The organism is Arthrobacter sp. N199823, from assembly GCF_002929705.1.
Lineage (GTDB): Bacteria > Actinomycetota > Actinomycetes > Actinomycetales > Micrococcaceae > Specibacter.
In genome coordinates this window covers 566,411-587,132 of sequence record NZ_PJIN01000001.1, presented here as the reverse complement: position 1 = coordinate 587,132, position 20,722 = coordinate 566,411, and the positions used below count along the sequence as shown (strand labels likewise).

General features: G+C 60.8%; 18 protein-coding genes. All 18 read right to left on the bottom strand.

Going from position 1 to position 20,722, the window contains the following annotated elements; genetic code table 11:
• Positions 1-45: 45 nt before the first annotated feature.
• The 18 genes from CXQ93_RS02540 to CXQ93_RS02455 all read right to left on the bottom strand — a co-directional run bounded on the left by CXQ93_RS02540 (position 46) and on the right by CXQ93_RS02455 (position 20,651).
• Complete coding sequence (locus CXQ93_RS02540) at positions 46-1,509, bottom strand: aldehyde dehydrogenase (NADP(+)) (protein WP_104108889.1); 1,464 nt, start codon at positions 1,507-1,509, stop codon at positions 46-48.
• Positions 1,496-3,196, bottom strand: a complete 1,701-nt coding sequence (locus CXQ93_RS21240) for an NAD(P)/FAD-dependent oxidoreductase (protein WP_104108888.1) — start codon at positions 3,194-3,196, stop codon at positions 1,496-1,498. Before CXQ93_RS21240 ends, CXQ93_RS02540 begins: the two co-directional genes overlap by 14 nt.
• Positions 3,186-3,527, bottom strand: a complete 342-nt coding sequence (locus CXQ93_RS02530) for a (2Fe-2S)-binding protein (RefSeq protein ID WP_104108887.1) — start codon at positions 3,525-3,527, stop codon at positions 3,186-3,188. The genes CXQ93_RS21240 and CXQ93_RS02530 overlap by 11 nt, the downstream gene beginning before the upstream one ends.
• The gene (locus CXQ93_RS02525) at positions 3,520-4,695 is read right to left on the bottom strand and encodes an FAD-binding oxidoreductase (RefSeq protein ID WP_104108886.1); all 1,176 of its coding nucleotides are present in this window, start codon (positions 4,693-4,695) and stop codon (positions 3,520-3,522) included. Before CXQ93_RS02525 ends, CXQ93_RS02530 begins: the two co-directional genes overlap by 8 nt.
• Positions 4,696-4,868: 173 nt before the next feature.
• The gene (locus tag CXQ93_RS02520) at positions 4,869-5,537 is read right to left on the bottom strand and encodes a GntR family transcriptional regulator (RefSeq protein WP_104108885.1); all 669 of its coding nucleotides are present in this window, start codon (positions 5,535-5,537) and stop codon (positions 4,869-4,871) included.
• Between the two features lie 62 nt (positions 5,538-5,599).
• Positions 5,600-6,553 carry an ornithine cyclodeaminase family protein gene (locus CXQ93_RS02515; RefSeq protein ID WP_219817312.1) on the bottom strand — a complete coding sequence of 318 codons (954 nt, stop codon included), beginning with the start codon at positions 6,551-6,553 and terminating at the stop codon, positions 5,600-5,602.
• Positions 6,550-7,074, bottom strand: coding sequence for an aconitase X swivel domain-containing protein (locus CXQ93_RS02510; RefSeq protein ID WP_104108883.1), 525 nt, complete (start codon positions 7,072-7,074; stop codon positions 6,550-6,552). Before CXQ93_RS02510 ends, CXQ93_RS02515 begins: the two co-directional genes overlap by 4 nt.
• Entirely contained in the window at positions 7,055-8,329 is a 1,275-nt protein-coding gene (locus tag CXQ93_RS02505; protein ID WP_258068540.1) for an aconitase X catalytic domain-containing protein, read from the bottom strand. The genes CXQ93_RS02510 and CXQ93_RS02505 overlap by 20 nt, the downstream gene beginning before the upstream one ends.
• Complete coding sequence (locus CXQ93_RS02500; RefSeq protein WP_104108881.1) at positions 8,326-9,327, bottom strand: proline racemase family protein; 1,002 nt, start codon at positions 9,325-9,327, stop codon at positions 8,326-8,328. The genes CXQ93_RS02505 and CXQ93_RS02500 overlap by 4 nt, the downstream gene beginning before the upstream one ends.
• An 85-nt stretch (positions 9,328-9,412) precedes the next feature.
• Positions 9,413-10,318: a dihydrodipicolinate synthase family protein gene (locus CXQ93_RS02495; protein ID WP_104108880.1), complete on the bottom strand. Its 906-nt coding sequence runs from the start codon at positions 10,316-10,318 to the stop codon at positions 9,413-9,415.
• A gap of 134 nt (positions 10,319-10,452) precedes the next feature.
• Positions 10,453-11,922 (bottom strand): aminopeptidase P family protein, encoded by a 1,470-nt coding sequence (locus CXQ93_RS02490; protein WP_258068539.1) that lies wholly within the window; start codon positions 11,920-11,922, stop codon positions 10,453-10,455.
• Between the two features lie 2 nt (positions 11,923-11,924).
• A complete protein-coding gene (locus CXQ93_RS02485; protein WP_258068536.1) occupies positions 11,925-13,205 on the bottom strand; it encodes an alpha/beta hydrolase in 1,281 nt (426 codons plus the stop codon).
• Between the two features lie 26 nt (positions 13,206-13,231).
• Positions 13,232-14,110: an ATP-binding cassette domain-containing protein gene (locus CXQ93_RS02480; protein ID WP_104108878.1), complete on the bottom strand. Its 879-nt coding sequence runs from the start codon at positions 14,108-14,110 to the stop codon at positions 13,232-13,234.
• Positions 14,107-14,997: an ABC transporter ATP-binding protein gene (locus CXQ93_RS02475; protein ID WP_104108877.1), complete on the bottom strand. Its 891-nt coding sequence runs from the start codon at positions 14,995-14,997 to the stop codon at positions 14,107-14,109. Before CXQ93_RS02475 ends, CXQ93_RS02480 begins: the two co-directional genes overlap by 4 nt.
• Entirely contained in the window at positions 14,994-15,986 is a 993-nt protein-coding gene (locus CXQ93_RS02470) for an ABC transporter permease (RefSeq protein ID WP_104108876.1), read from the bottom strand. Before CXQ93_RS02470 ends, CXQ93_RS02475 begins: the two co-directional genes overlap by 4 nt.
• The gene (locus tag CXQ93_RS02465) at positions 15,986-16,945 is read right to left on the bottom strand and encodes an ABC transporter permease (protein WP_104108875.1); all 960 of its coding nucleotides are present in this window, start codon (positions 16,943-16,945) and stop codon (positions 15,986-15,988) included. Before CXQ93_RS02465 ends, CXQ93_RS02470 begins: the two co-directional genes overlap by 1 nt.
• 5 nt (positions 16,946-16,950) lie before the next feature.
• Complete coding sequence (locus CXQ93_RS02460) at positions 16,951-18,642, bottom strand: ABC transporter substrate-binding protein (RefSeq protein ID WP_104108874.1); 1,692 nt, start codon at positions 18,640-18,642, stop codon at positions 16,951-16,953.
• A gap of 53 nt (positions 18,643-18,695) precedes the next feature.
• Positions 18,696-20,651, bottom strand: a complete 1,956-nt coding sequence (locus CXQ93_RS02455) for a glycoside hydrolase family 127 protein (RefSeq protein WP_104108873.1) — start codon at positions 20,649-20,651, stop codon at positions 18,696-18,698.
• Positions 20,652-20,722 lie beyond the last annotated feature (71 nt).

Below are 20,722 nucleotides of genomic sequence, written 5' to 3'. Positions count from 1 at the left end.
ACACCCCGCGCCGGCACCTTTGTGGCCTCAGGCGCGGGGTAATTTCTAGGCCAGCAAGCCGTCAATCCGCTGCGGAACACCGAGCGGGTTGTCATCACGCAGAGCGGCAGGAAGCAAATGGGCGGGCAAGCCTTGGTAGGCCACAGGACGCAAGAATCTGCTGATGCTCGCGGTGCCGACGGATGTGGAGGTGGGCGCCGTTGTGGCGGGGTAAGGGCCACCGTGCTGCTGCGCATACGTCACCGAAACCCCTGTGGGCCACTGGTTCCAGAGCACTCGGCCTGCCTTGGCGGCGAGCAGGCGCACCAACTCGGGAGCAATCACGTCTGTGTCTTCACCATGGATGGTGGCTGTCAGCTGACCGTCCAGGACTGCGGCCACGGCAAGCAGCTCCGACTCATCCGTGTAGCTCCCCACGAGGGCCGTGGGCCCAAAGCATTCGGTGATTAGCCCCTCGGGATCCGCCAGAAGGGCTGCCGCCGTGGTGGCCGTGAGGGACGGAGCAGGCGGAAAATCAAAGGCGTCTTCTGAATCACCCAGCACGGTGACGTCCTTGTGTTGGCGCAGTTCCTGCAGTGACTCCACAAAGCCGGACTGGATGCGATCGTTGAGCAACTTCGCGGGGGCCGGCCGGGCAGCATCTGCCAGTTGCTCCACCATGGTGGAATCTGCCGGAACGAGCAAGATGCCGGGCTTGGTGCAGAATTGCCCAGCTCCCATGGTGAAGGAGCTCAGGAAGTTGGCCGCAATGTCGCTGCCACGTTCATGGGCTGCTGCACGGGTCACGAAGACCGGGTTGACGCTGCCCAGTTCGCCGTAGAACGGGATGGGTTCGTCACGCGAATTGGCCAGATCGAAGAGGGCCCGCCCACCGGGAATGGAACCGGTGAAGGCGCCAGCCTTGACCCTCGGGTCCAGAAGCGCGTCGCGCCCTGCCTGGGTGCCGAAGACCAATTGCAGCAAGCCGGCCGGTGCACCTGCGGCATCAAGTGCCGCCGCTGCTATACGGCCAACTGCAGCAGAGAGCCGCGGATGCCCGGAATGCACCTTGAGCACCACCGAACACCCGGCGGCGAGCGCCGAACAAGTGTCTCCGCCGGCAACGCTGAAGGCAAAGGGGAAGTTGCTGGCAGCAAAAACCACCACCGGTCCCAACGGTTCAAGCACACGGCGAATGTCGGGGCGGGCACCCATGGGCCACGCAGGGTCGGCGTGGTCGATGCGGGCGTCAAGGTAGCCGCCTTCGTCCAGCATTTCGGCGAAGAGCCGGAGTTGGAACGTGGTGCGTTTGAGTTCGCCGCCAAGCCGGGCCGGGGGCAAGTTCGTCTCCTCCCCTGCCAGTGGGATGAGTTCCTCGGCCGCACCATCAAGTGCATCAGCCATGGCACGTAGGGCTGCTGCCCGGTCCGCGGCTGGCCGGGCTCCCCATTGCTGGGCGGCTTCCGCCGTCGCAGCCATGATGGTTTCCAGTTCGGCACCGGGGGTGGGTGCTGTGTCAGTTGCTGCCATGGGAGTGATCCTTTTCTTGAGGGATTGCGGCACCAGCGTCAGGCGGTTCTGATGTGTCAGGTGTGCCCGATGTGTCAGTCGTGTCGGGCGTGAAATCAAGGGCGGCGAGTTTGCCGAGTGAGATGGGTGCTGCCAGTGAGCGTTTGGACATGGCGCGCAGGTCGTCAGCTTCCAGAGGCCGGGCGGCAAGGTGTGCCGCAATATCTGCGGTGGCATAGCCACAGACTCGTCCTTGGCACCACCCCATGCCGGGACGAGCGAAGGATTTGAGGCTGCGAGCGTCATCTGCTCCCAACTGTTCGTGAGCCTCGCATAGGGAGCCGTAGCTGACTTCTTCGCAACGGCACACGGTGGTCTCCGGCGTCAGCCATTCATGCCAGCGGGCCGGGACTGGGTTGGCCCGGTGCATCGCAACAGCGAAGGCCCGCAGCCGTGCCCGGTCTTTCGTCAGCCAGGCGATGCGGGCGGCACGTTGTGAGTCCTCGGTAGAAGTGGCGTCCATGGCAGCGTTCATGGCAGCCACGCATAAGGCGGCCAGCTCGCCTTCCGTGACGGCCATGGCGGCCCCGCCTACGCCTGTTGCTTCTCCGGCCACGCTGACCCCGAGAACTGTGGACATCATCCGCTCATCGACTATCGCCACCAGGGAGCCATCCACGTCTATCTCCGTCTCGGCACCCGCCGCCATGACGAGTTCGAGCTGGGCGCTGAAGCCCCACCCGAGGGCGACCAGATCGCACGCGATCCGCCGTCCGGAGCCCGGAACGGGAGAACCGTTGGAGCCCACCTTCGAGATGGTCACAGCCTCCACACGGTCGGTGCCATGAATGCTGGTCACCGCCGTGCGCACCTTGTATGGAATGCGATGCCTGGCCAGTGCGGCCGCGTACTCAAGCCCTTCGCCGGCCTTTTCAGGTGCTCTGATGGCGCCTGCGCCCTGGCGCAGCCATCCAAGGGGGCTATTGGCCTCGCAGATAGCTGCCACTTTCACGCCAGCCTTCGCCAGCCCGGTGGCGACAGGGAGCAGGAACGGCCCTGTTCCACCCACGACGGCGACACTTCCCGCCGCTGTTCCGCTGCCCTTGAGGAGGGCTTGGACCCCGCCGGCAGCCATGACGCCTGGCAGCTCCCAGCCGGGTACGGGTAGCTGCCGGTCGTAGCCTCCGGGGCACAGGATGACATGAGTGGCCCGGACCAGATCCGGCACGCTAGCAGCAGGACTACTTGTACCGCTGTCAGTCAGGCTGCTGGTATCGCTGCCGTCGTCAGGAGCAGCTGCGTCGTCAAAGGTCGGCGTCAGCCGCAGGGTGGTGCATCGACTCCGGCGGGCTGTGCCTTCAGGAACTTGGTCTTCACGCGCGCTACCTTCAATGAGCCAGACCTGGGTATTGCGCCAATAGGCCACTGCACCGGACTCTTCGGCAGAGTAGAGTCTGGCCCGAAGCTGGGAGAAGCGCTTCCAATCGTGGTGTCCCTCCCCCTCCGCAGACTTTTCGGCAGGAGTTGAACTGGCCGTTTCTCGATGGCCCGTTGCCGAGCTGGCGTTCTCATCCGCATGGCGCCAGAATTGGCCGCCAGGCTGATGTCCGGCATCAATGAGAACCACTGACAGCCCAGCCTCCGCTGCGTGCACGGCGGCAGCCAGTCCCGCGGGGCCAGCACCAACCACTGCCACGTCAAACATCATGGCTCTTCACCTCGTCTGCCGTGAGATCCGCTGCGGTTTCCGCCGCGGGAGCCACTCCGGCGGCCACTGCATTTTCCGGCGTCAGGCGACCGGTTTCCAAGGCCATGCCGTCACGGGCAGGGGTGAGGCAGGCTCGCTGGTTAGGGACGCCGTCGGCCGTCACCAAGCAGTCAAAGCAGATGCCGATGCCACAGAACAGGCCCCGGGGACGGCCCTCTTTTCGAGTGGTGCGCCAGCTGGTGATCCCGGCCTCGGTGAGGACAGCACCCACAGTTTGGCCGGGCCGGGCCGTGACGGGCACGCCGTCGAGTGTCAGTCTAATTTCAGGCATGTGCGTTCTCCGCAGTGGTGTGTGATTCAAAGCGTTCCGGAGCAAATGGGGCAAGGTCCATAGCCAGCTCGGACCCCGTCAGTGATGCCGCGATCAAGGCTCCGGTGCCTACACTGAGCCCAATGCCAGCTCCTTCGTGCCCGCAGGCATGCCATAGTCCGGGAGCTCGTGGATCAGGGCCAATGACTGGCAGGTGGTCTGGAGCGTAGGGGCGGAAGCCAAAGTAGCTTCGCAGCGCCTTCACTTCCGAGAGGAACGGGAATAGGGCAATGGCCTTTCGCGCCATTTCGGCCAACACCCGCACCTCAAAGTGCTTATCAAATCCCACGCGTTCCCGGCTTGAACCGATCAGGATGGTCCCTCCGTCGGTCCCCTCGATCACCGGGGATGTTTGCAGTCCGGCGTCGGAGCTGGCCACGTTGTCCACGTACTCCGCAGCGTAAACCTTGTGGTGCACCAAGACCGGCAGCGGCTCGGTGACCATGATGTAACCCTTACGGGGCAGAACGGGCACCTGCACACGAGCCAGCTCGGCGACGGCCCCGCCCCAGGTACCGGCGGCGTTGACTACAGCGGGAGCTGTGATGGCGCCCTTGCTAGTGATCACCCCGGTGACGGAATCGCCGCTGCGCAGGAACCCGGTGACGGCCGTTAGCGGGTGAACGGTAGCGCCCATCCCGCGGGCAAGTCTGAGCAGGTGCGCCACCACGAGCATGGGCTGGACCTGCGCATCCTGAGGATAAAAAGCCCCGCCTGCCATCGCCGGATTAAGGTTGGGTTCACGCTCCAGCAGCTCGGCGCCGGAGAGCAGGTCCACACCAATCCCGGCGGAGCGCTGGCGTTGGGCAAGCCGGGCCAAATTTTCTTGCGTTCCTAACTGGGCAGAAACCACCAGCCCACCTTTGGATTCAAACTCCCACAGCCCTGAATATTCGGCCAAGTCGCCCCGCCACAATTCCTGCGAATACTGGGCCAGGGTCAGTTCGGCTCCGGCCTCTTTGTCTGAGACCAAGATGTTGCCTTCGCAGGCACTCGAGGTCCCCGAGGCAATGGCACCTTGCTCCACGACAGCTACTTTCAAGCCGGCACGTGCAGCGTAGTAGGCGCACGCCGCGCCAACGGCACCCGCGCCGATGACCACAACGTCGGCGGTACGGGGAAGATTCATGACAGTAGTATGTCACATGTTACTGCTTGTTGATAGGGTCTCTAGTCATAAATTTTCGCCATCTTTTGCGCACTCAAAAATGGTCGGATCAAGGGCACAGGCCTATCACAAAGAGAAACATGTGACCCATGATGCAGGGCCCAAATCACTGCAGGCCCTGCTTCAACGGAGCACTACTGTTGGGCCCATTCCGATCGAACGTGGCCGATGTGCACTTTCATGAGCTCTTGCGCTTCCTCGGCCTTGCCGGCCTCAATCAGGTCAACGAGTTCAATATGTTCCAACGCCATCTCTCGCAACTTGCCGCTGGCAGCCAGCGGGGCCAAGCCGAGCAGGCGGGTGTGAGAGCGCAGATCGGCAATGAGGGACACCAGCCTGCGGTTGCCGCTGTACTCCAAGATGGCCAGATGGAATTTCATATCCGCCTCGGTGTAGCCGATCAGATCACTGTTACCGGCATAGTCAACAATGTCAGCAGCCATCTCGCGCAGGCGGGCCAAACCAACGCCATCGATCAAGGGCGTAACTTCCTTGACAGTGGGCGGCTCGATCAGCAGGCGAAGTGCGGCGATGTCATCTAAGTCTTCATCAGAGACTTCCGTGACCCGGAACCCCTTGTTGGGCAATGAAATGACTAGGCCTTCCTTGGCCAAGTCCAGCATCGCCTCACGGACAGGAGTCGGAGATACCCCAAATCGCTTCCCGAGCGTAGGCGCAGAATAGACCTCACCGGGCTTCATTTCACCGGAAATCACGGCTGCACGCAGCGCCTGAGTCACCGTCTCACGCAGGCTAATATTCTTTTTGACGACTGTCAGATGCGATGTTCCTTGCGGGTCCATACCCACTCCATCTCCCCAGAGGCACTTGGTGTCAGCGCAATGTTGCACTGCAATATGAAATTTTAGTGTACTTTGGCATCGGAATCGTGGAGTATCTCAAAAGCCCGCCCGGCAACCACGATGTCTTCCCAGGACATGCCCACGCCTGTGTACAGCAACGGCTTCCCTGCAACGGGCGCGAATCGTCCCGCCACGAGCTCCGATAGGGTGCACAAACCACGTTCTTTCCACTGCGCTGCGGACCGCGCCGGGATCAGATCTCCAGCCTCTCGAAGTGCCGAGGCAACACCCTCCACCACCACCTCCGCCCGTAGCGCAAGGACCGGATCGACCTCCCGGGCGTCCAGCCCGTGCGATCCTATGGCCGCCACGATAGCGTTGTCAGCGATCAGCCGGCCGTCAAAAACAGGGGTGGCCGAGGACGTTGCACACACCACCACGTTAGCCGTGGCGACATCCTGCGTAACACCTGCGCGGGACGGAATCCCCCTACCCGCCCATTTCTGCGCCAAGGCTTCGGCAGCCTCGGTCCGTCGGCCAATAACCACCAGCTCAGAAATGCCGCACACCGCATGGATCGCCTCGATATGCCTGTCCGCCTGCAGCGAGGTGCCCAGCACGGCAACCACACCCGCCGATGCTGCTCCCCGGATCGCGAGCAGGTGTTTGATGGCCAAAGTGGTGACGGCAGGAGTCCTGATCAAGGTCAGTTCGGCCCCGTCCATGGCTGCCAGCGGGGTCAGGGTGGACCTGTCCAGCAGCAGGTACGTGCCCTGGATTTTCGGGTGACCCTTGGCCGGATTCCTAGGGGCTACCGTGGCAACCTTGATCCCGGCATACCTGGCCGACTGGGCTGACATAAGCAGGAACTCCCCTGCTTCCAGCGGCGCAAACAGCCGCGGCGAATCGAGTTCCGGATCGAGTCCGCCCAAGAGCGCCTCCTCCAGCGCAGCGACCGCGCGGGCAGGTGTCAGATGGGTGGCGAGCGCCTCGGCATCGAAGTAGGGCAGGGTCACGATTGTCCTTGTCTGGGAGTTTGTAGTTGAAGTACGACGACGGCAGAACCGTCAGCGTGTGCCGTCACCGTCACCCGGGCTGGCCCGGGTGACGGCACCTCTGGCCCGTGTGGCAGGCTGTTGCGAAGAATTGCCGCGTCCATCGCTGAGAGCAGCACCACTGGTGTGGTGTTGCCGTAGAGTTCGGTGGCCGCGAGCACGCCCAAAGCCACAATTGCGTCGCGAGCCGTGAGCACAATGGCAGCCGGTCCCACTCCGGCCCGGAGCTGTTCGGCCAGTACTGAAGAGGAAGAACTGGAGCCTCGGGAGGCGTCCATCATGAGGACGGTGCCACCTAACAGGGCTCCGTGCTGCGGGTGGTGGGTGTCGATGATCATGCCTGTGGATCTGTCGGCGCCGCCCCAAAAGGAGAGCGGTTGCGCCAAGAAGAGGGGAGGCCCGGAGCCCTCCCCCGGACACAAGGTGACACCTTCGATCTCCAGGACATTTGCTGTCACTGAATCACTCCCATTGCCAGTCATGGCGCACCACCTTTCCGGCGACCGCCGAGGCGACGCATTCCTCCAGCGTGCCAAAGATGACCTCAACACCCAAGTTCATGGGCGCGTACCAAGCCCATTTTCCCGATGGTGTCATGACGGAACGTTCCTCCGGTCCCAGAATCGGGGTCACGTAGGTGCAGGTGTCCACTACGATCCGCGCGCCGCGAGCCTGGGCCAGCTGCGCCTGACCTGCCTCCTTCGCCTGTCCCAGAACTTCACGGGAAGTGGAGATCCATACGGTGCAGCTCTTGGCAAAGGAAGGCTGGACCCCCACAAGCGCAGCAAGCTTGCCGAACTCACTCAGCGAAAAGTGCGGCGTGCCCAAGGCGACGGTATCGAGCGCGTCGCTAGGTCCCGCCGTCGTTAGTTCATCACGGATCCCGCGGACCATGGCGGCGGTGATGATCTCCCGCTCCGGAGCACTATTCCAGCCGGCGGCTCGCGCCTCGGGGGTGAAGCCGGCAACATGAAAAAGGGCCAGCCCGCCCGAGGAAGCGGCCGTCGCCCCGAAGGCCTTGAGCTTGTCCTCGTCGATCAGTGCCGGGTCAATTCCGGTCAGCAAAGGGATCCGCGAACCGGCGATTCGTCCGATCACTCCGCCCAGGGCCGCCCAGCCCGCCTCATGCCCCAGCAGCTGCGGTGATAGTTCCGAGCAGTCGATTTCGAGAGTAGGCACCCGCAGCTCACTCAAATGCAGCCCGGCGTGGGGTACGCGTCCGGTGATGGCAGCGCAGATGTCAATGAAGTCGCCGTAGCGTTCGGTCCGGGCACCCAGCACCGAGTTGGCGAATACAATGGCGTTCGATTCCGCCCAGGCAATGTCCTCCCCCAAGGTTGGCCGCTCGAGGGTTTGGTACGGGGCGCAGGTCCAGGTGGCTCGGGCGCCGAGGGCCCGGTATGCGTCCATGAGCGCCCTAGCAGGAACTGCTTCTTCGGGCGGCAGCCGGATGAGGCCCGGGTGCATCAGATCAAGGGAGCTGACATTCAGCGTGGTGGGAACTGCCACACGAGCGCCGAGGTCAACCAATTTTTGGGCGAAGTCCAGCCCCGCCTGACCGTGGTACAGACAGCTGTCAATGTGGGCATTGTGGACCGGAATGAGCCTGTCGGCGTCCAACACTTTGGCCAACGCAACCACCATGCGCATGGCCATGGCCGTGCCCGGACCGAGCCTGCCATCGAGCATGGCTGTCTCCTCTTCGGTGAGGAAACAGTCATGTCCGGGGGCGATCACAGCAGAAAACCTGCTTGGAATGGGTCATCCGGGTCCAGCAGGTACTGCGCCGTGCCTGTTATCCAGGCTCGGCCGGTGATGGTGGGAACGACCGCTGGCATTCCACCGACAGTCGTTTCTTCCACGAGCCGGCCCAGGAATTGGGTTCCGATGTAGCTTTCGTTAATAAAGTCGGTGTTCAGAGCCAGTTCGCCGCGGGCATGCAGTTGTGCCATGCGGGCGCTCGTGCCGGTGCCACAGGGTGAACGGTCAAACCAGCCGGGGTAGATGGCCATGGCATGGCGGGAGTGGACTGCCGTTGAGTCCGGTGCCTTGAGGTAAACATGGTGGCAGCCGCTGATGTCGTCCCGTTCGGGATGGACAGGCGGGTTGACTTCGTTGATGGCCTCCATGATGGCCAGTCCTGCGGACAAGAGCTGGTCCTTGGCCGAGCGTTCAAACGGCAGTCCGAGCTGCGCAAGTTCCACGATGGCGTAGAAGTTCCCGCCGAACGCCATGTCGTAGTGCACCTGCCCCAAGCCTGGGACCTCAACGGATTGGTCCAGGGCGAGCGAGAAGGAGGGGACGTTGCGGATGGTGACCTTCTTGGCCGCACCATTCTCGACGGCGACCTCCGCCACCACCAGCCCGGCCGGAGTATCGAGCCGGATGGTGGTGACCGGTTCAACAACAGGAACCATTCCGGTTTCCACCAGCACCGTGGCAACGCCGATGGTGCCGTGCCCACACATGGGCAGCAGGCCGGAGACCTCAATGAAAAGGACTCCATAATCGGCATCGTCACGGGTGGGTGGCTGCAGGATGGCACCGCTCATAGAGGCATGTCCGCGAGGTTCATACATTAACAGGGTGCGCACTTCGTCGCAGTTGTCGATGAACCATTGCCGGCGTTCGGCCATGGTTTTTCCGGGGATGGTTCCCACACCTCCGGTGATGACCCTGGTGGGCATCCCCTCGGTGTGGGAATCCACGGCATGAAATACCCGCTTACTGCGCATCTATATTGGTCCCTTCAATACGGTCGGCCAGTGCTGATAGTTCTGCGTGCACTCGGTGTTAAGTGCACGCAGTCCAACTTGATACTTACTTATACCCCTTGGCCAGCACGGCCTCGGTGTCTGCTGTGATTCGGGAGACCAGATCGTCGCTGAGCGGCAATCGCGGCTGGCGGCAGAGTCCGCCCTTTCGTCCCGCAATGTCCATGGACAGCTTGATGGCCTGGACGAATTCCGTTTTGGAATCCCAACGCAACAGTGAGTGCAGTTCGCGGTAGATCGGCAGCGCTGTGGCGATGTCCTCCATGCTGCCACTCGTGGCCAAATTGTAGAGGTTTACGGTGCTCTGCGGAATGGCGTTGGGGTAGCCAGCGATCCATCCCACTGCGCCAGCTATACCCATCTCCAGCAACACATCGTCGGAACCGATGAGCAGGTCCAATTCCGGAGCCAGCTCTGCGATTTCGTACGCGCGGCGCACATCGCCGGTGAATTCCTTCACGGCAACGATCAGGCCCTCGGCATGCAGCCGCGCCAGCACCGATGGCGTGAGGTCTACCTTGGTATCCAGCGGGTTGTTGTACGCAACAATAGGCAGGCCGGCCTTGGCCACCTCGCGGTAGTGGGCAATGACTGTTTCTTCGTCGGCCCGGAAGGTGTTCGGCGGGAGCAACAAGATGGAGGCTGCGCCGGCAGCCTTTGCCTGTTCGGCCCAGCGGCGTGCTTCATCAGCCCCATAGGCGGCCGCGCCAGCCATGACGGTGAATCCTTCGGGAGATGCAGCGACCGCGGTCTCGATGACCTTGGCCCGCTCTTCGTCTGTCAGCGTCTGGTATTCCCCCAGTGAACCGTTGGGGCAGACGCCATCGCAGCCGTTGGCCGCAAGCCAGGCAACATGCTCGGCAAAGGCCTCGTAGTCAACGCTCATATCGTCATTAAAGGGAAGCGCCGTGGCAACGTGAATGCCCTGCCAAGACCGGGTGCGACTCGTCATCGAAATCTCCTTGTAGATGTTCTGGTGCAGCGGAGTGGCTGGTGGTGCTGCTGGCATTGTTTGCAGCACCACCAACCCTGGGTACCGCTTCAGACTAACAGTACAATGTCACATTCCACTAGTGTTTTTGGAGACTATTTTTGGGCCTGTGCCATCCACGCCTCAATACCCCTCGCATCCAGTGGCAGGGCATCAGAAATGACGTCGGAGCCCGTAGCTGTAACAACGATGTCATCTTCCAGCCGCACACCAATGCCTCGTAGTTCCGGCGGCAAGGTCAGATCGTGCTCGTGGAAATACAGGCCCGGTTCGACCGTCAGCACCATGCCTGGTGCCATGAGTGCACCCTGGTAGTCTTCGTAGCTCGACTGCGCGCAGTCATGGACGTCGAGTCCCAGATGGTGGCCTACTCCACATACCAAATAGCGCCGGTGATGCTGGCCCTGCGGCGACAATGCTTCGTCCACCGAGACAGGTAGCAAGCCCCAGTCGTGGAGCCCGTTGGCGATGACCTCCATGCTGGCAGTGTGGAAGTCTGTCCATGGTTTTCCAGGGCCCACGGCCGCCAGTCCGGCCCGGTGCGACTTCTCCACAAGGTCGTGGACTTGGCGTTGGATCGGGCTGAAGGTGCCCGAACCCGGGAAAGTGCGTGTCACATCCGCCGTGTAAAAACTTCTGGTTTCAACCCCCATGTCCAACAGCAGAACCGCATCTTCCAACACCGGCCCGTCGCAGCGTACCCAGTGAAGCGTGGGTGCGTGCTTGCCACTGCCGACGATGGTTGCATAGCCGGCCCCATTTCCATGGGTGCGGGCATGGCGGTCAAAGGTGCCTTGGAGCCACCGTTCCCCGCCAGATCTGATGGCCGTCGGGACCTCCCTGAGCACAGCCGCAAAACCGCTGATCGAATGGTCCACTGCTTCGCGCAGCTGAGCGATCTCCCAGTCATCCTTGATCATGCGCAAGGTTGAGCAGACCCGGCCAAGTTCACCGCCGGCATCAAGTCCATGACTCGCAATGACGTCCTGCGGCACCACACCGGCAGCCAAGGCCGTTGGACCGGAGCGCTGCGCCGCAACGATGCCGGCGTCGAGCTCATCCAGTGGCTTAACTGGCAGGGACAGAGCCTCGGACCAATCCGAGAAGTCTGGGGCTGATCCAACCCACATTTCGCCATGTGCAGCATTGGTGAAAAACCGCGGATCGCCAGCAAAGAATGGAGCCGGAATGAACAAGGTGGCGTCGTGCCCGGCACCAGTAGGGGTCATCACCAACACGGCACCCTCGATGCTGGCACCAGTGAGCCAGTAGAAGTCAGAGTCCGGGCGGAAGTCGTAGTAGGTGTCATTGGCCCGTACCGGCGCGGTGCCGGCACCGACCACCAAGGCCCGATCCCCAAACTCCGCTGAAAGCCGGGCCCGGTGGTGCTCTGCTGCGGCAGCGGCACCGGCCACCACGGGCGGGGTCCGGTCCGGTGTACCCCAACCCTGGCTCATATATTCGGTGAATGCCGGAATGTTGCCCAGCTTGGGTATGCGGGGATCCGGGGTTGTCGGTGTTGGCATGGAAGTCGCTGCTGCCGTGGTTGTTTCAGTGATTTTCATTCTCATTTCTCTCCGCCCAAACTGGCAATCTTGTCCTGTAGATAGGTGAACACCTTCGGATCCCCAATGCCGTCGTGTTCAAACTCATTCGTTACCCAGGCGTGAACGTTACCCACGGCCGCCGCCGTGTCCAGTTGCAGCCCGGAATCAACATACATGTCATCGAAGTAAACTGCCGCGGCAACTGGCACTTCGTTGGCGGCGAGGCGCTCAACGTTGTAGAGCTCGCTGAAGTTCTCCCTGCGGGCGAGCTCATTGACGGCACCTGCGAACGGACGCAGCAAGCGAATCTCCTCAAACATCCACGGGTACATCATCTCCCCCGTTAGCAGCAGAGGCCTGGCCGCTTCCGCAAAGTCAGGATTCCTGTCGTGTTCCGCCTGTGCCGCCCAGTTACTGGGGCCATTGGCGCCGTGGCCGTAGATATTCTCCTGCATGACCGCGAACAGAGGGTTATCCGCATAGGAGCTGCGGGCCAGTACCTGGGCCAGGAAACCGTCGTGCAGCCGTTCACCATCATCAGCAAACGCCTCATCCAGCAGCCAGTGCATACGTTCGAAACCTGGCTTCATGCCGAAGTCAATGCCCAGTGTTTGGAAACGGCGGACGGTGAGCGTATCGCCGTCGGGCAGGCGCACATCCCCGGCAGCGAGTCGGTCGGCGAGTCGGGCAAGCAGCTTCACGTCATCGGGGTATCGGCTGTGGAATTGCTGGTTCTTAGCTCGGGTTCGCGGATAGGTGCGCCGGTACACTTCCGAGGCATCGGGACAAATACTGGCCAGTCCGCCGGTCACATAGGAAGCAGTCAAACCCTCTGGCGCCTGCGAAAGGTATGTCAGTGTCAGGAACCCGCCATAACTTTGCCCCAGTGTGGTCCAGCGACGGCCCCCATAGACGGTCTTTCGCAAATGTTCGGCGTCGGCAACGATGGAATCAGCTCGGAAGTGGAGCAAATAGTCCGCCGCGGCCCCAGCACTGTTGCTGGCACCGTTTCCGGCGAAACGGGACATGAAGTCCGCATCTACTCTGGTGCTGCGGCCCGTACCACGCTGATCTAGCAGCACCAAGCGATGAGTTTTGAGGACTTGGCCGATCCAGCCGTCACGGACGGTTGGCCGCGGTCCTTTGCCACCAGGCCCACCCTGCAAAAACACCATGACCGGCAGGTCCTCATGACGGCGACCAGGATCGACGAGCTCTCGAGCAAAGACGGAAATGGTCTCGTTGCTCGATTCCTCGAACCAGTCGAGCGGCACGGTTACCCGGCGGTCTGTCACTGTCATGGAGGGGATCGTGTATTGGCTGATTATCACGTGGCTGCCCCCACTCGCTGTTCGTTCATCCGACGCCGCGCTTCCCACTCCGGATTGATGGTGGGAATTGCTGCCAACAGCGTCTTTGTGTATTGCTCTTGCGGCCGGTCAAAAATATCGTCCCGGCTCCCCTGTTCCACGACAGCGCCCCGGTTCATGACCATGACATCGTGGGCAATTTGGCGGACAACGGCGAGGTCGTGGGCGATGAAGACAATACTGTAGCCGTTTTCGGCTTGCAGGCTTTTGAACAAATTGATGACTTGTGCCTGAACGGAGACGTCCAGGGCCGACACCGCTTCATCACAGATCAGTAGTTTCGGTTTAACGGCTAAGGCCCGGGCAATGCCAATGCGCTGCGCCTGGCCGCCAGAAAATTGGGATGGGTACCGACCGCTGTGATCCGGGTCCAACCCCACCCTCTCCATGAGTTCCTTGACCAGTCGTCGCTTCCCGCCGGGGACGGTGATCCCTTGATAGTCCAACGGAGCCGTGATGATTCTATCCACCGTGTGCCGCGGATTGAGCGAAGAAAATGGGTCTTGAAAGACCACCTGCACTTGCCGGCGGAAGCGCCTGAGCGCGTCCTTGCTGACATCGGTGACGTCCTCTCCTTCAACGAAGATACTGCCGCTTGTGGCCGGTAGCAGCTTCGCTATGATGCGAGCGGTGGTTGACTTCCCGGAGCCTGATTCTCCAACGACAGCTAGCGTGCGGCCGTGGCGCACGCTCAAACTGACGTCGTCAACAGCCCGGAAAACACTCTTCTTCTGAGTCAGGACGCCGCCGGAGGCTGTGCCGAATTCCATAACCAGGTTTCGGGCTTCCAGCAGGGCCGGTTCGCTCTCCGGCAGTGTCTTCGTAGTTGCGCTCATGAGGTGGTCACCGCCGCCGGAGTGACTTTGGGGCGAGTAAATTCCTGAACCATTTTGAGCTCCTCAAGATCGTCGTCAAGTCGTGGAATGGCGTTGAGCAGTGCCCGGGTATAGGGGTGCGCCGGGGCAGAGAAAATCTGCTCGGTGGTGCCGCTTTCAACCGGTCTGCCCGTGTTCATGACGATGACGTTTTGCGCTACTTGGCTCACCACGGCAAGGTCATGGGTGATGAAGATCATCCCAGCCCCTGTCTCTTTTTGAAGATCGGCCATGAGCGCCAGAATCTGTGCCTGTACTGTCACGTCCAGGGCGGTGGTTGGCTCGTCGGCGATAATCAGATCAGGTTCACAGCACAACGCGATGGCAATCATGATGCGTTGGCGCATTCCACCGGAGAACTGATGCGGGTATTGGTCAATGCGCAGCTGCGGGTCCTTGATCTGCACCTGCGCCATTGCTTCCAGCGCTACCGCCCGTGCAGCCCTGCGGCTGACATTCCGGTGCGCCCTGTAAGCTTCCGTGATCTGCAGGCCCACCGTGTAGTAGGGGTTGAGTGAAGATAAGGGGTCTTGAAACACCATGGCCATGCTGTCACCGCGCAATTTGCGCAACTCTGCATCGGAGCGATCCACCGTCTGTGAGCCGTTGAGCAGGATACTCCCGGTGACCTTGGCATCCTTAGGCAGCAGGCCCATGATGGCCAGACTAGTCATGGACTTCCCTGAACCCGACTCGCCCACGATGCCCAGCGTTTGTCCCCGATCAAGGGTGAAGGACAAGTCCTTCACGACGTCGACGGGCCCCTTAGGGGTTGGAAACCTCACGCCGAGCCCGGTGACGGCCAGCAGGTGGTTCGCGGGGATACTGCCTTTTTGATCGTGCCTCATGCTTTTATCCTCACTCGCGGGTCAAGGAACGCGTACAGCAAATCAACCACCACATTGGCCACCACCACGAACAATGCCGCCATGAGAGTCACACCCATGATGACTGGCTGGTCATTTTTTCCGATGGAGTCTGCCGCCAGTTTTCCAACGCCGTTGAGGCCGAAGACAGTCTCGGTAATGAGCGCCCCGCCCAGCAGGCCAGCAAAATCCATGCCGAACAAGGTCACGATCGGGGTCAATGACGGGCGCAGGGCATGCCGACGCAACACCAGCAGCGGTGGCAGCCCCTTGGCCCGGGCCGTCCGCATGAAATTCTCCCCCAAAGTGTCCAGCACATTGGCCCGCGTCAGCCGTGCGTACATGGACGCGTAACCAAAGGCGAGCACCGACCACGGCATGATGTAGGACTGGAACCAGAACAGGGGGTCTTCGGCGAAGTCTGGGGTGGACGGAAACGGCAGGATCTGCAGTTGTACGACGAGAACGTATTGGAGCACCAGTGCGATGAAGTAATTCGGCAAGGAGATGCCACCCAAGGCGAACATCATGGCTCCCTTGTCCCACCATGTGCCGGACTTGATGGCACTGATTAGTCCGGCAGAGACGCCAATCAGGAGCCACAGCACAGCAGCACCTGCAGCAATGGTGATACTGACGGGCAATCGCGAGACGATCATATCCATGACGGACTGGCTGGTCTGGAAACTGAAGCCCAGGCAGGGTGCCGCACAGTGAATGGCGGCCTCGCCGGCACCGTAGCTCCGGCCGGCAAATATGCCGCCTAGAAAGGTGAAGAACTGCGTGAGGAACGGCTGGTTCACTCCTAGCTGTTCCCGGATCTGCTCGATCCGTTCGGGGGTGCAGGTTTTTCCGCAAATCATGACGGCAGGATCAGGTGAGAGCTGGAAAAAAATGACGAACGTCAGGAAGCTGACGAAGAACAGGATTACGGCGACGCTGAATAGCCGCCTCAAAAAGTAACTGACCATTAGCGAGCCTCTCCGGTGTCTATGGCCTTGCTGAGGTGGTCGCCGAACACGGTGAACGACAGAACTGTCAGAAACAGGAATGTTCCTGGGACCATAAAGAACATGGGATCGGTGGCGTACCACGGGACCGCCGCCGCAATCATTTGCCCCCATGACGCGGTGGGAGGTGTGACACCAACACCTAGGAAGGACAACCCGGCTTCCGTGCCGATATAGCCGGGCACGGACAGCGTGCACATGACGATGATGGTACCGGTCAGGTTCGGTAGCACTTCACGGAAGACAATTTGCAGCTTGGAGGCTCCTGATGCGTAGGCTGCCTCGACAAACTCTCGGTTCTTGATGGACATGCTCTGGCCGCGTATGACGCGTGCCATGTAGGGCCAACCAAAAACGCTCAGCACCAGTACCAACAGCACAGGACGGTTCCCGGCAGGTAGGGCTGAGAGCAGAGCGATCATGAAGATCAGGCTGGGGAACGCCATCAGGAAGTCCATCAGGCGTGAAATGATCTGGTCGGCAACCCCGCCAAAGAATCCTGCCACGGTGCCCAGGACAACGCCGATGAAGGTGGTCAATAGAGTTGCGCTGACGGCAATTGAGAGTGAGACCCGCCCTCCGTAGGCGATGCGGGCGAAGATGTCTCGGCCGCTTTGCGGTTCAACTCCCAACCAATGGTCAGCACCGATGCCACCTAGGGACCCGTGAGGAAGTCCACCTAGGTCCGGGTTGACGGCATTCGCGTCGTATTCATAAGGGCCCCAGCCGGAAAGCTGCACCAGCAGAGGCGCGAAGATGGCCATGAGTGCAATGAGGACAATAAAGCCTGCACTGAAAAGCACCGCCGGTGAGCGACGCATGGTGTGAATGACGCGACGGGCCGAGGTGGGGCCGCCACCGTTGAGCGGCGACCCCTTTTCCTCGGCCGCAACGGCCAATTGCGTTGGCGTTGTGGTCATGGGCTTTACTTACCCGGCTTGACCAGTCCGACAGTGACAAGATCAATGCCGCCGTTGAATCCGGTGATGCTCTCGCCAATGTTGCTTCCGGTCAGCTGTAGGCCGTTCTCGTAAAGGAGCGGAACAACCGGTGCCAGCTCCATGATTTTCTCATCCAGCTCGCCGTAGGCCGCATTGGCTGCGTCCACATCTGTCATGGCAGCAATATCCTTGATCTGCTGGTTCACCGCCGGGTCATCGATCTGCGCCAGGTTGGAATTACCCTTGTCAGCGATGTTCGCACCATCAAACAAGGGCGGTAGGAAGGTTGCTCCTGAAGCCCAGTCCGGGCACCAGCCGGTGATTGCGGCATCGTGCTGCTGCGAGCGGGTCCCAATGACTTCGTAGAACGTGGACGAATCGATGACGTTCAAGGTCACTTTGATGCCAACCTTGGCCAGTGCTTGCTGGATACCTTCGGAGAGTGCTGTCATTTTTGGCTGCCCGCGGGTGTCTATAACCATCTCAAATCCGTCAGGGAGACCAGCTTCGGCCAGCAGTGCTTTGGCCTTTTCGACATCACCCTTGTTGTCGGTGCTCGGGTACAAGTTGAAATCCTTGCGACCCAGCAGTGAGGGAACCATGATGGTGTTGGCCACCGTGGCCAGCTGGCTACCGCCGGCCGCGGTCAGGAGGGAGGACTTGTCCACGGCGTAGTTGATGGCCTGGCGGACTCGAGGGTCGGACAGGTTTTCTTTGGTGGTGTTCAAACCCATGTAGGTAGTGCATACGGCGGTGGTCTTCACGGCCCGGTCCTGGATCTGCGGTGTCTGCACGCGCGAGACGTTGGCGGGCTGCAATGAGCCTCCGGAGATGGCGTTCTTATCCCCGGATTGGTCGGCCAGCATGCGCTCGTCGATGGTGGCGCCATCGAGACCGAACGTGAACTCGAAACTGTCCGGGTAGGCAAGGCGGACGGCGTCCGTCGACTCGCTCCAGTTGGTGTTCCGGATCAACGTCAACTCGCTGCCCCGGTTGTAGCTCTCCACCTTGTAAGGACCGGAAGCGATGGGCTTGGCATCAAACGCAGTGCCTCCACCGGTGCCCAGAGGGAACGGCACGAAGGAGTTCTGCCCCACTACTGAGGCAAAGTCGGCATAGGGCTGGTTGAGATGGAAGACCACAGTCTTCTCATCAGGGGTTGAGATGGCGGCAAAGTCTTTGCCTTTGTCAATGTAGGGACCCTGGTAGCCGGAGCCGTCATCCAGCAAAGTCTTCGCATAGGGTGAACCGATGCCCTGAGCCGGATCAAAGACCCGCGAGACGCCAAATTTCACCTCTTTGCTGGTAATGGGAGTGCCGTCTTCAAACTTGAGTCCGTCCTTGAGCGTAAATGTCCAAGTCTTGCCGCCATCGGAGGGCGTGCCCAGGTCCGTGGCCAGATCGGGCACCATTTCCGAGGTTTTTCCCGACTCCGTGGAGTTGGTCGTCAGCGTTCGGTAGATCAGGCGGTAGAAGTTGTTGACACCGCCATCGAATCCCATGGCCGGGTCAAGATGGGAGTAGTCGGCGTTGAGTAGAACACTGAGCGTTCCGCCCTTCTGCGGCACATCAGAGTCTGCACCGTCACCGCCGTCGCCCTTGGTCCCGCCACCACATGCGGTCAGTGCCAGAGACGCCGCAAGTACCACACCTAGAACTAGATTCCTGGTTTTCATCTAAATCTCTTTCGTTTGTTTGAACTGACAGATCAGTCGAAAAAAGGCCTGCTTTAGTAAGTGCGTAGCCAGACCCTCATGGGTTGAGCCTGGCGGTTGCCCCAGAGGAAATACGGAACCAGGGTGGCCGTGCCGGGTGTGAAAACAGTGTCCGTGCCGCTGTGGCCGAGCAGCGGATACAGCTCGGCATCCGCAGCTTCGGCAACGCGAACTGGCATGGTGAGCGTCACGACGTCGGCCCCCAGCGCGGGTGTAGAACTTAGCGACGGAGCTGCGGCATCCAACGTCCGCGCCTGAGCCACACCTGCAGAGTCAATGATCAAGTCATCGACGCTTGTTTCGTTATCCTGTTGTTCCGCGCAGTAGACGAGAGGACCCCGGACAACTGCTGCACTGCCCCGGGTCGCGTCGAGGTGCGGATGTGAGATGTGAGCGCTCACAACCATGGGCACAACTAGTTGCACCCGATCCCCTGTGCGCCACTCCCGTTCCACTTGAGCCCAGCCAGAGCCAACCTCCACTGCCGCCTCGTCATTGACAGCTAACGTAGCCCCCTTAGCCCAGGCAGGGACCCTGAAAGCGAGCATGAATTCACCTTCCGGTGCTTCAGTCACAGTGGTCAGCACATTGCCATCCCACGGATAGTTCGCCTTCATATCAACAGCCATCGTCCCCGAGCGAATTGTGGCGGTTGCATAGTTCGCGATAAACAGTGAATCCTGCTTCTCAACAGCAATGTAGTCCTGGAGCTCGGACATCCACCGAATCACATTCGGTGGGCAGCAGGGGCAGCCAAACCAACTGCGTCGCAGCAGGTCCCCATCGGTTTCGGCACCACTGCGCTGCTCGTGATCGCCTCGACGCTGCAGCGGGTTGTCATAGAAGAACTTGGTACCCTCCAGCGACAGGCCCACTGCATAGGCGTTGTACAGAACAGTCTCGAAGACATCGATGTAGCGGGTGTCTGCTGTGGCCAGGAACATCCGCCAGCCCCACTGCATGATGGAGATGGCGGCGCACGTTTCACTGTATGAACGCTCTGAGGGAAGTTCGTAGCGATCCCCAATCGCCTCGTCGGAGTGCCTGCTTCCGAGCCCGCCGGTGATATAAAGCTTGCTATTCACCATGTCTTGCCAGAGACGCTCCAAGCTGGCAAACAAAGTAGTGTCGGCCGTTTCCGCGGCAACATCCGCTGCTCCGGCGGCAAGATAGCCCATGCGGACAGCGTGCCCAGTCACTGAAGGAAGCTCTCGGAGCGGGTGATTGTCCTGGAAGTACTCCGCGGGGAAATGGTTGAGTTCAACTAGCCCCCGGCCACGACGGTCAATAAACAGCGTGGCAAGTTCAAGGTAGTTGGGGCAGCCAGTTTCCCGAGACAGTTCCACCAGTGCCATTTCAACTTCCGGATGGCCGCACACCTGCTCGATGCCGTCAGGGCCGAAAGTCTCAAATGCGTGGTCCGCAAAGTGGCGAGCAACCTCCAGCAGGCGATCATCACCGAGCTGGCGCTTGGCCGCCACGGCCGCCTGAATCAAGTGCCCGAGATTGTAAAGTTCGTGGCCCCAGGTCAGATCCGACCAGGCTTCCTTACCGGTTGTAGGGTTCTGGTAGTAAGTACTCAAGTAACCGTTTGCAGACTGGGCACCGACTATGAGCTCGACGGCCTCTTCGTAGAAGTCACGTTCCTCGAGAAGTTCACTGGCACCGTCTCGGGCGAGCTCGTAGACCAGCCCTTCAAGGGTTTTGTAGATGTCGGTGTCGAGGAACGGATAGCGGCCCACAAAGTCCAACCCATTCCCGTTGATGATCGTGCGGAAATTTTCCAGATTCCCCGATTTGCGGAGTTCTGTCAGTGAGTGTGGGATCGTCGCCGTGCGGTTGCGCTGCTGCCATTGGGCCAACAGTCCCCCCGTGATCTTGACGGCAGCTGTTGCCAGCGGACGCAGCACACCTTTGCCGGGATTCACAGCACTTGTTCCTGAAGCTTGGCGCATTGCGGGCGCCTCCATTGATATTCCTTGCCCCATAATTAGCACTCGCAATCGATTGTAGTGTGTGACATGTTACAGAAGCCTAATGT

Bases quoted from the DNA above. Each gene is read 5' to 3' on its own strand.
- CXQ93_RS02520 (WP_104108885.1), bottom strand. From the start codon at position 5,537: ATGGACCCGCAAGGAACATCGCATCTGACAGTCGTCAAAAAGAATATT.
- CXQ93_RS02495 (WP_104108880.1), bottom strand. From the start codon at position 10,318: ATGACGAGTCGCACCCGGTCTTGGCAGGGCATTCACGTTGCCACGGCG.
- CXQ93_RS02490 (WP_258068539.1), bottom strand. From the start codon at position 11,922: ATGAAAATCACTGAAACAACCACGGCAGCAGCGACTTCCATGCCAACA.
- CXQ93_RS02485 (WP_258068536.1), bottom strand. From the start codon at position 13,205: ATGACAGTGACAGACCGCCGGGTAACCGTGCCGCTCGACTGGTTCGAG.
- CXQ93_RS02470 (WP_104108876.1), bottom strand. From the start codon at position 15,986: ATGGTCAGTTACTTTTTGAGGCGGCTATTCAGCGTCGCCGTAATCCTG.
- CXQ93_RS02500 (WP_104108881.1), bottom strand. From the start codon at position 9,327: ATGCGCAGTAAGCGGGTATTTCATGCCGTGGATTCCCACACCGAGGGG.
- CXQ93_RS02480 (WP_104108878.1), bottom strand. From the start codon at position 14,110: ATGAGCGCAACTACGAAGACACTGCCGGAGAGCGAACCGGCCCTGCTG.
- CXQ93_RS02455 (WP_104108873.1), bottom strand. From the start codon at position 20,651: ATGGAGGCGCCCGCAATGCGCCAAGCTTCAGGAACAAGTGCTGTGAAT.
- CXQ93_RS02510 (WP_104108883.1), bottom strand. From the start codon at position 7,074: ATGACTGGCAATGGGAGTGATTCAGTGACAGCAAATGTCCTGGAGATC.
- CXQ93_RS02460 (WP_104108874.1), bottom strand. From the start codon at position 18,642: ATGAAAACCAGGAATCTAGTTCTAGGTGTGGTACTTGCGGCGTCTCTG.
- CXQ93_RS02465 (WP_104108875.1), bottom strand. From the start codon at position 16,945: ATGACCACAACGCCAACGCAATTGGCCGTTGCGGCCGAGGAAAAGGGG.
- CXQ93_RS02525 (WP_104108886.1), bottom strand. From the start codon at position 4,695: ATGAATCTTCCCCGTACCGCCGACGTTGTGGTCATCGGCGCGGGTGCC.
- CXQ93_RS02530 (WP_104108887.1), bottom strand. From the start codon at position 3,527: ATGCCTGAAATTAGACTGACACTCGACGGCGTGCCCGTCACGGCCCGG.
- CXQ93_RS21240 (WP_104108888.1), bottom strand. From the start codon at position 3,196: ATGATGTTTGACGTGGCAGTGGTTGGTGCTGGCCCCGCGGGACTGGCT.
- CXQ93_RS02475 (WP_104108877.1), bottom strand. From the start codon at position 14,997: ATGAGGCACGATCAAAAAGGCAGTATCCCCGCGAACCACCTGCTGGCC.
- CXQ93_RS02540 (WP_104108889.1), bottom strand. From the start codon at position 1,509: ATGGCAGCAACTGACACAGCACCCACCCCCGGTGCCGAACTGGAAACC.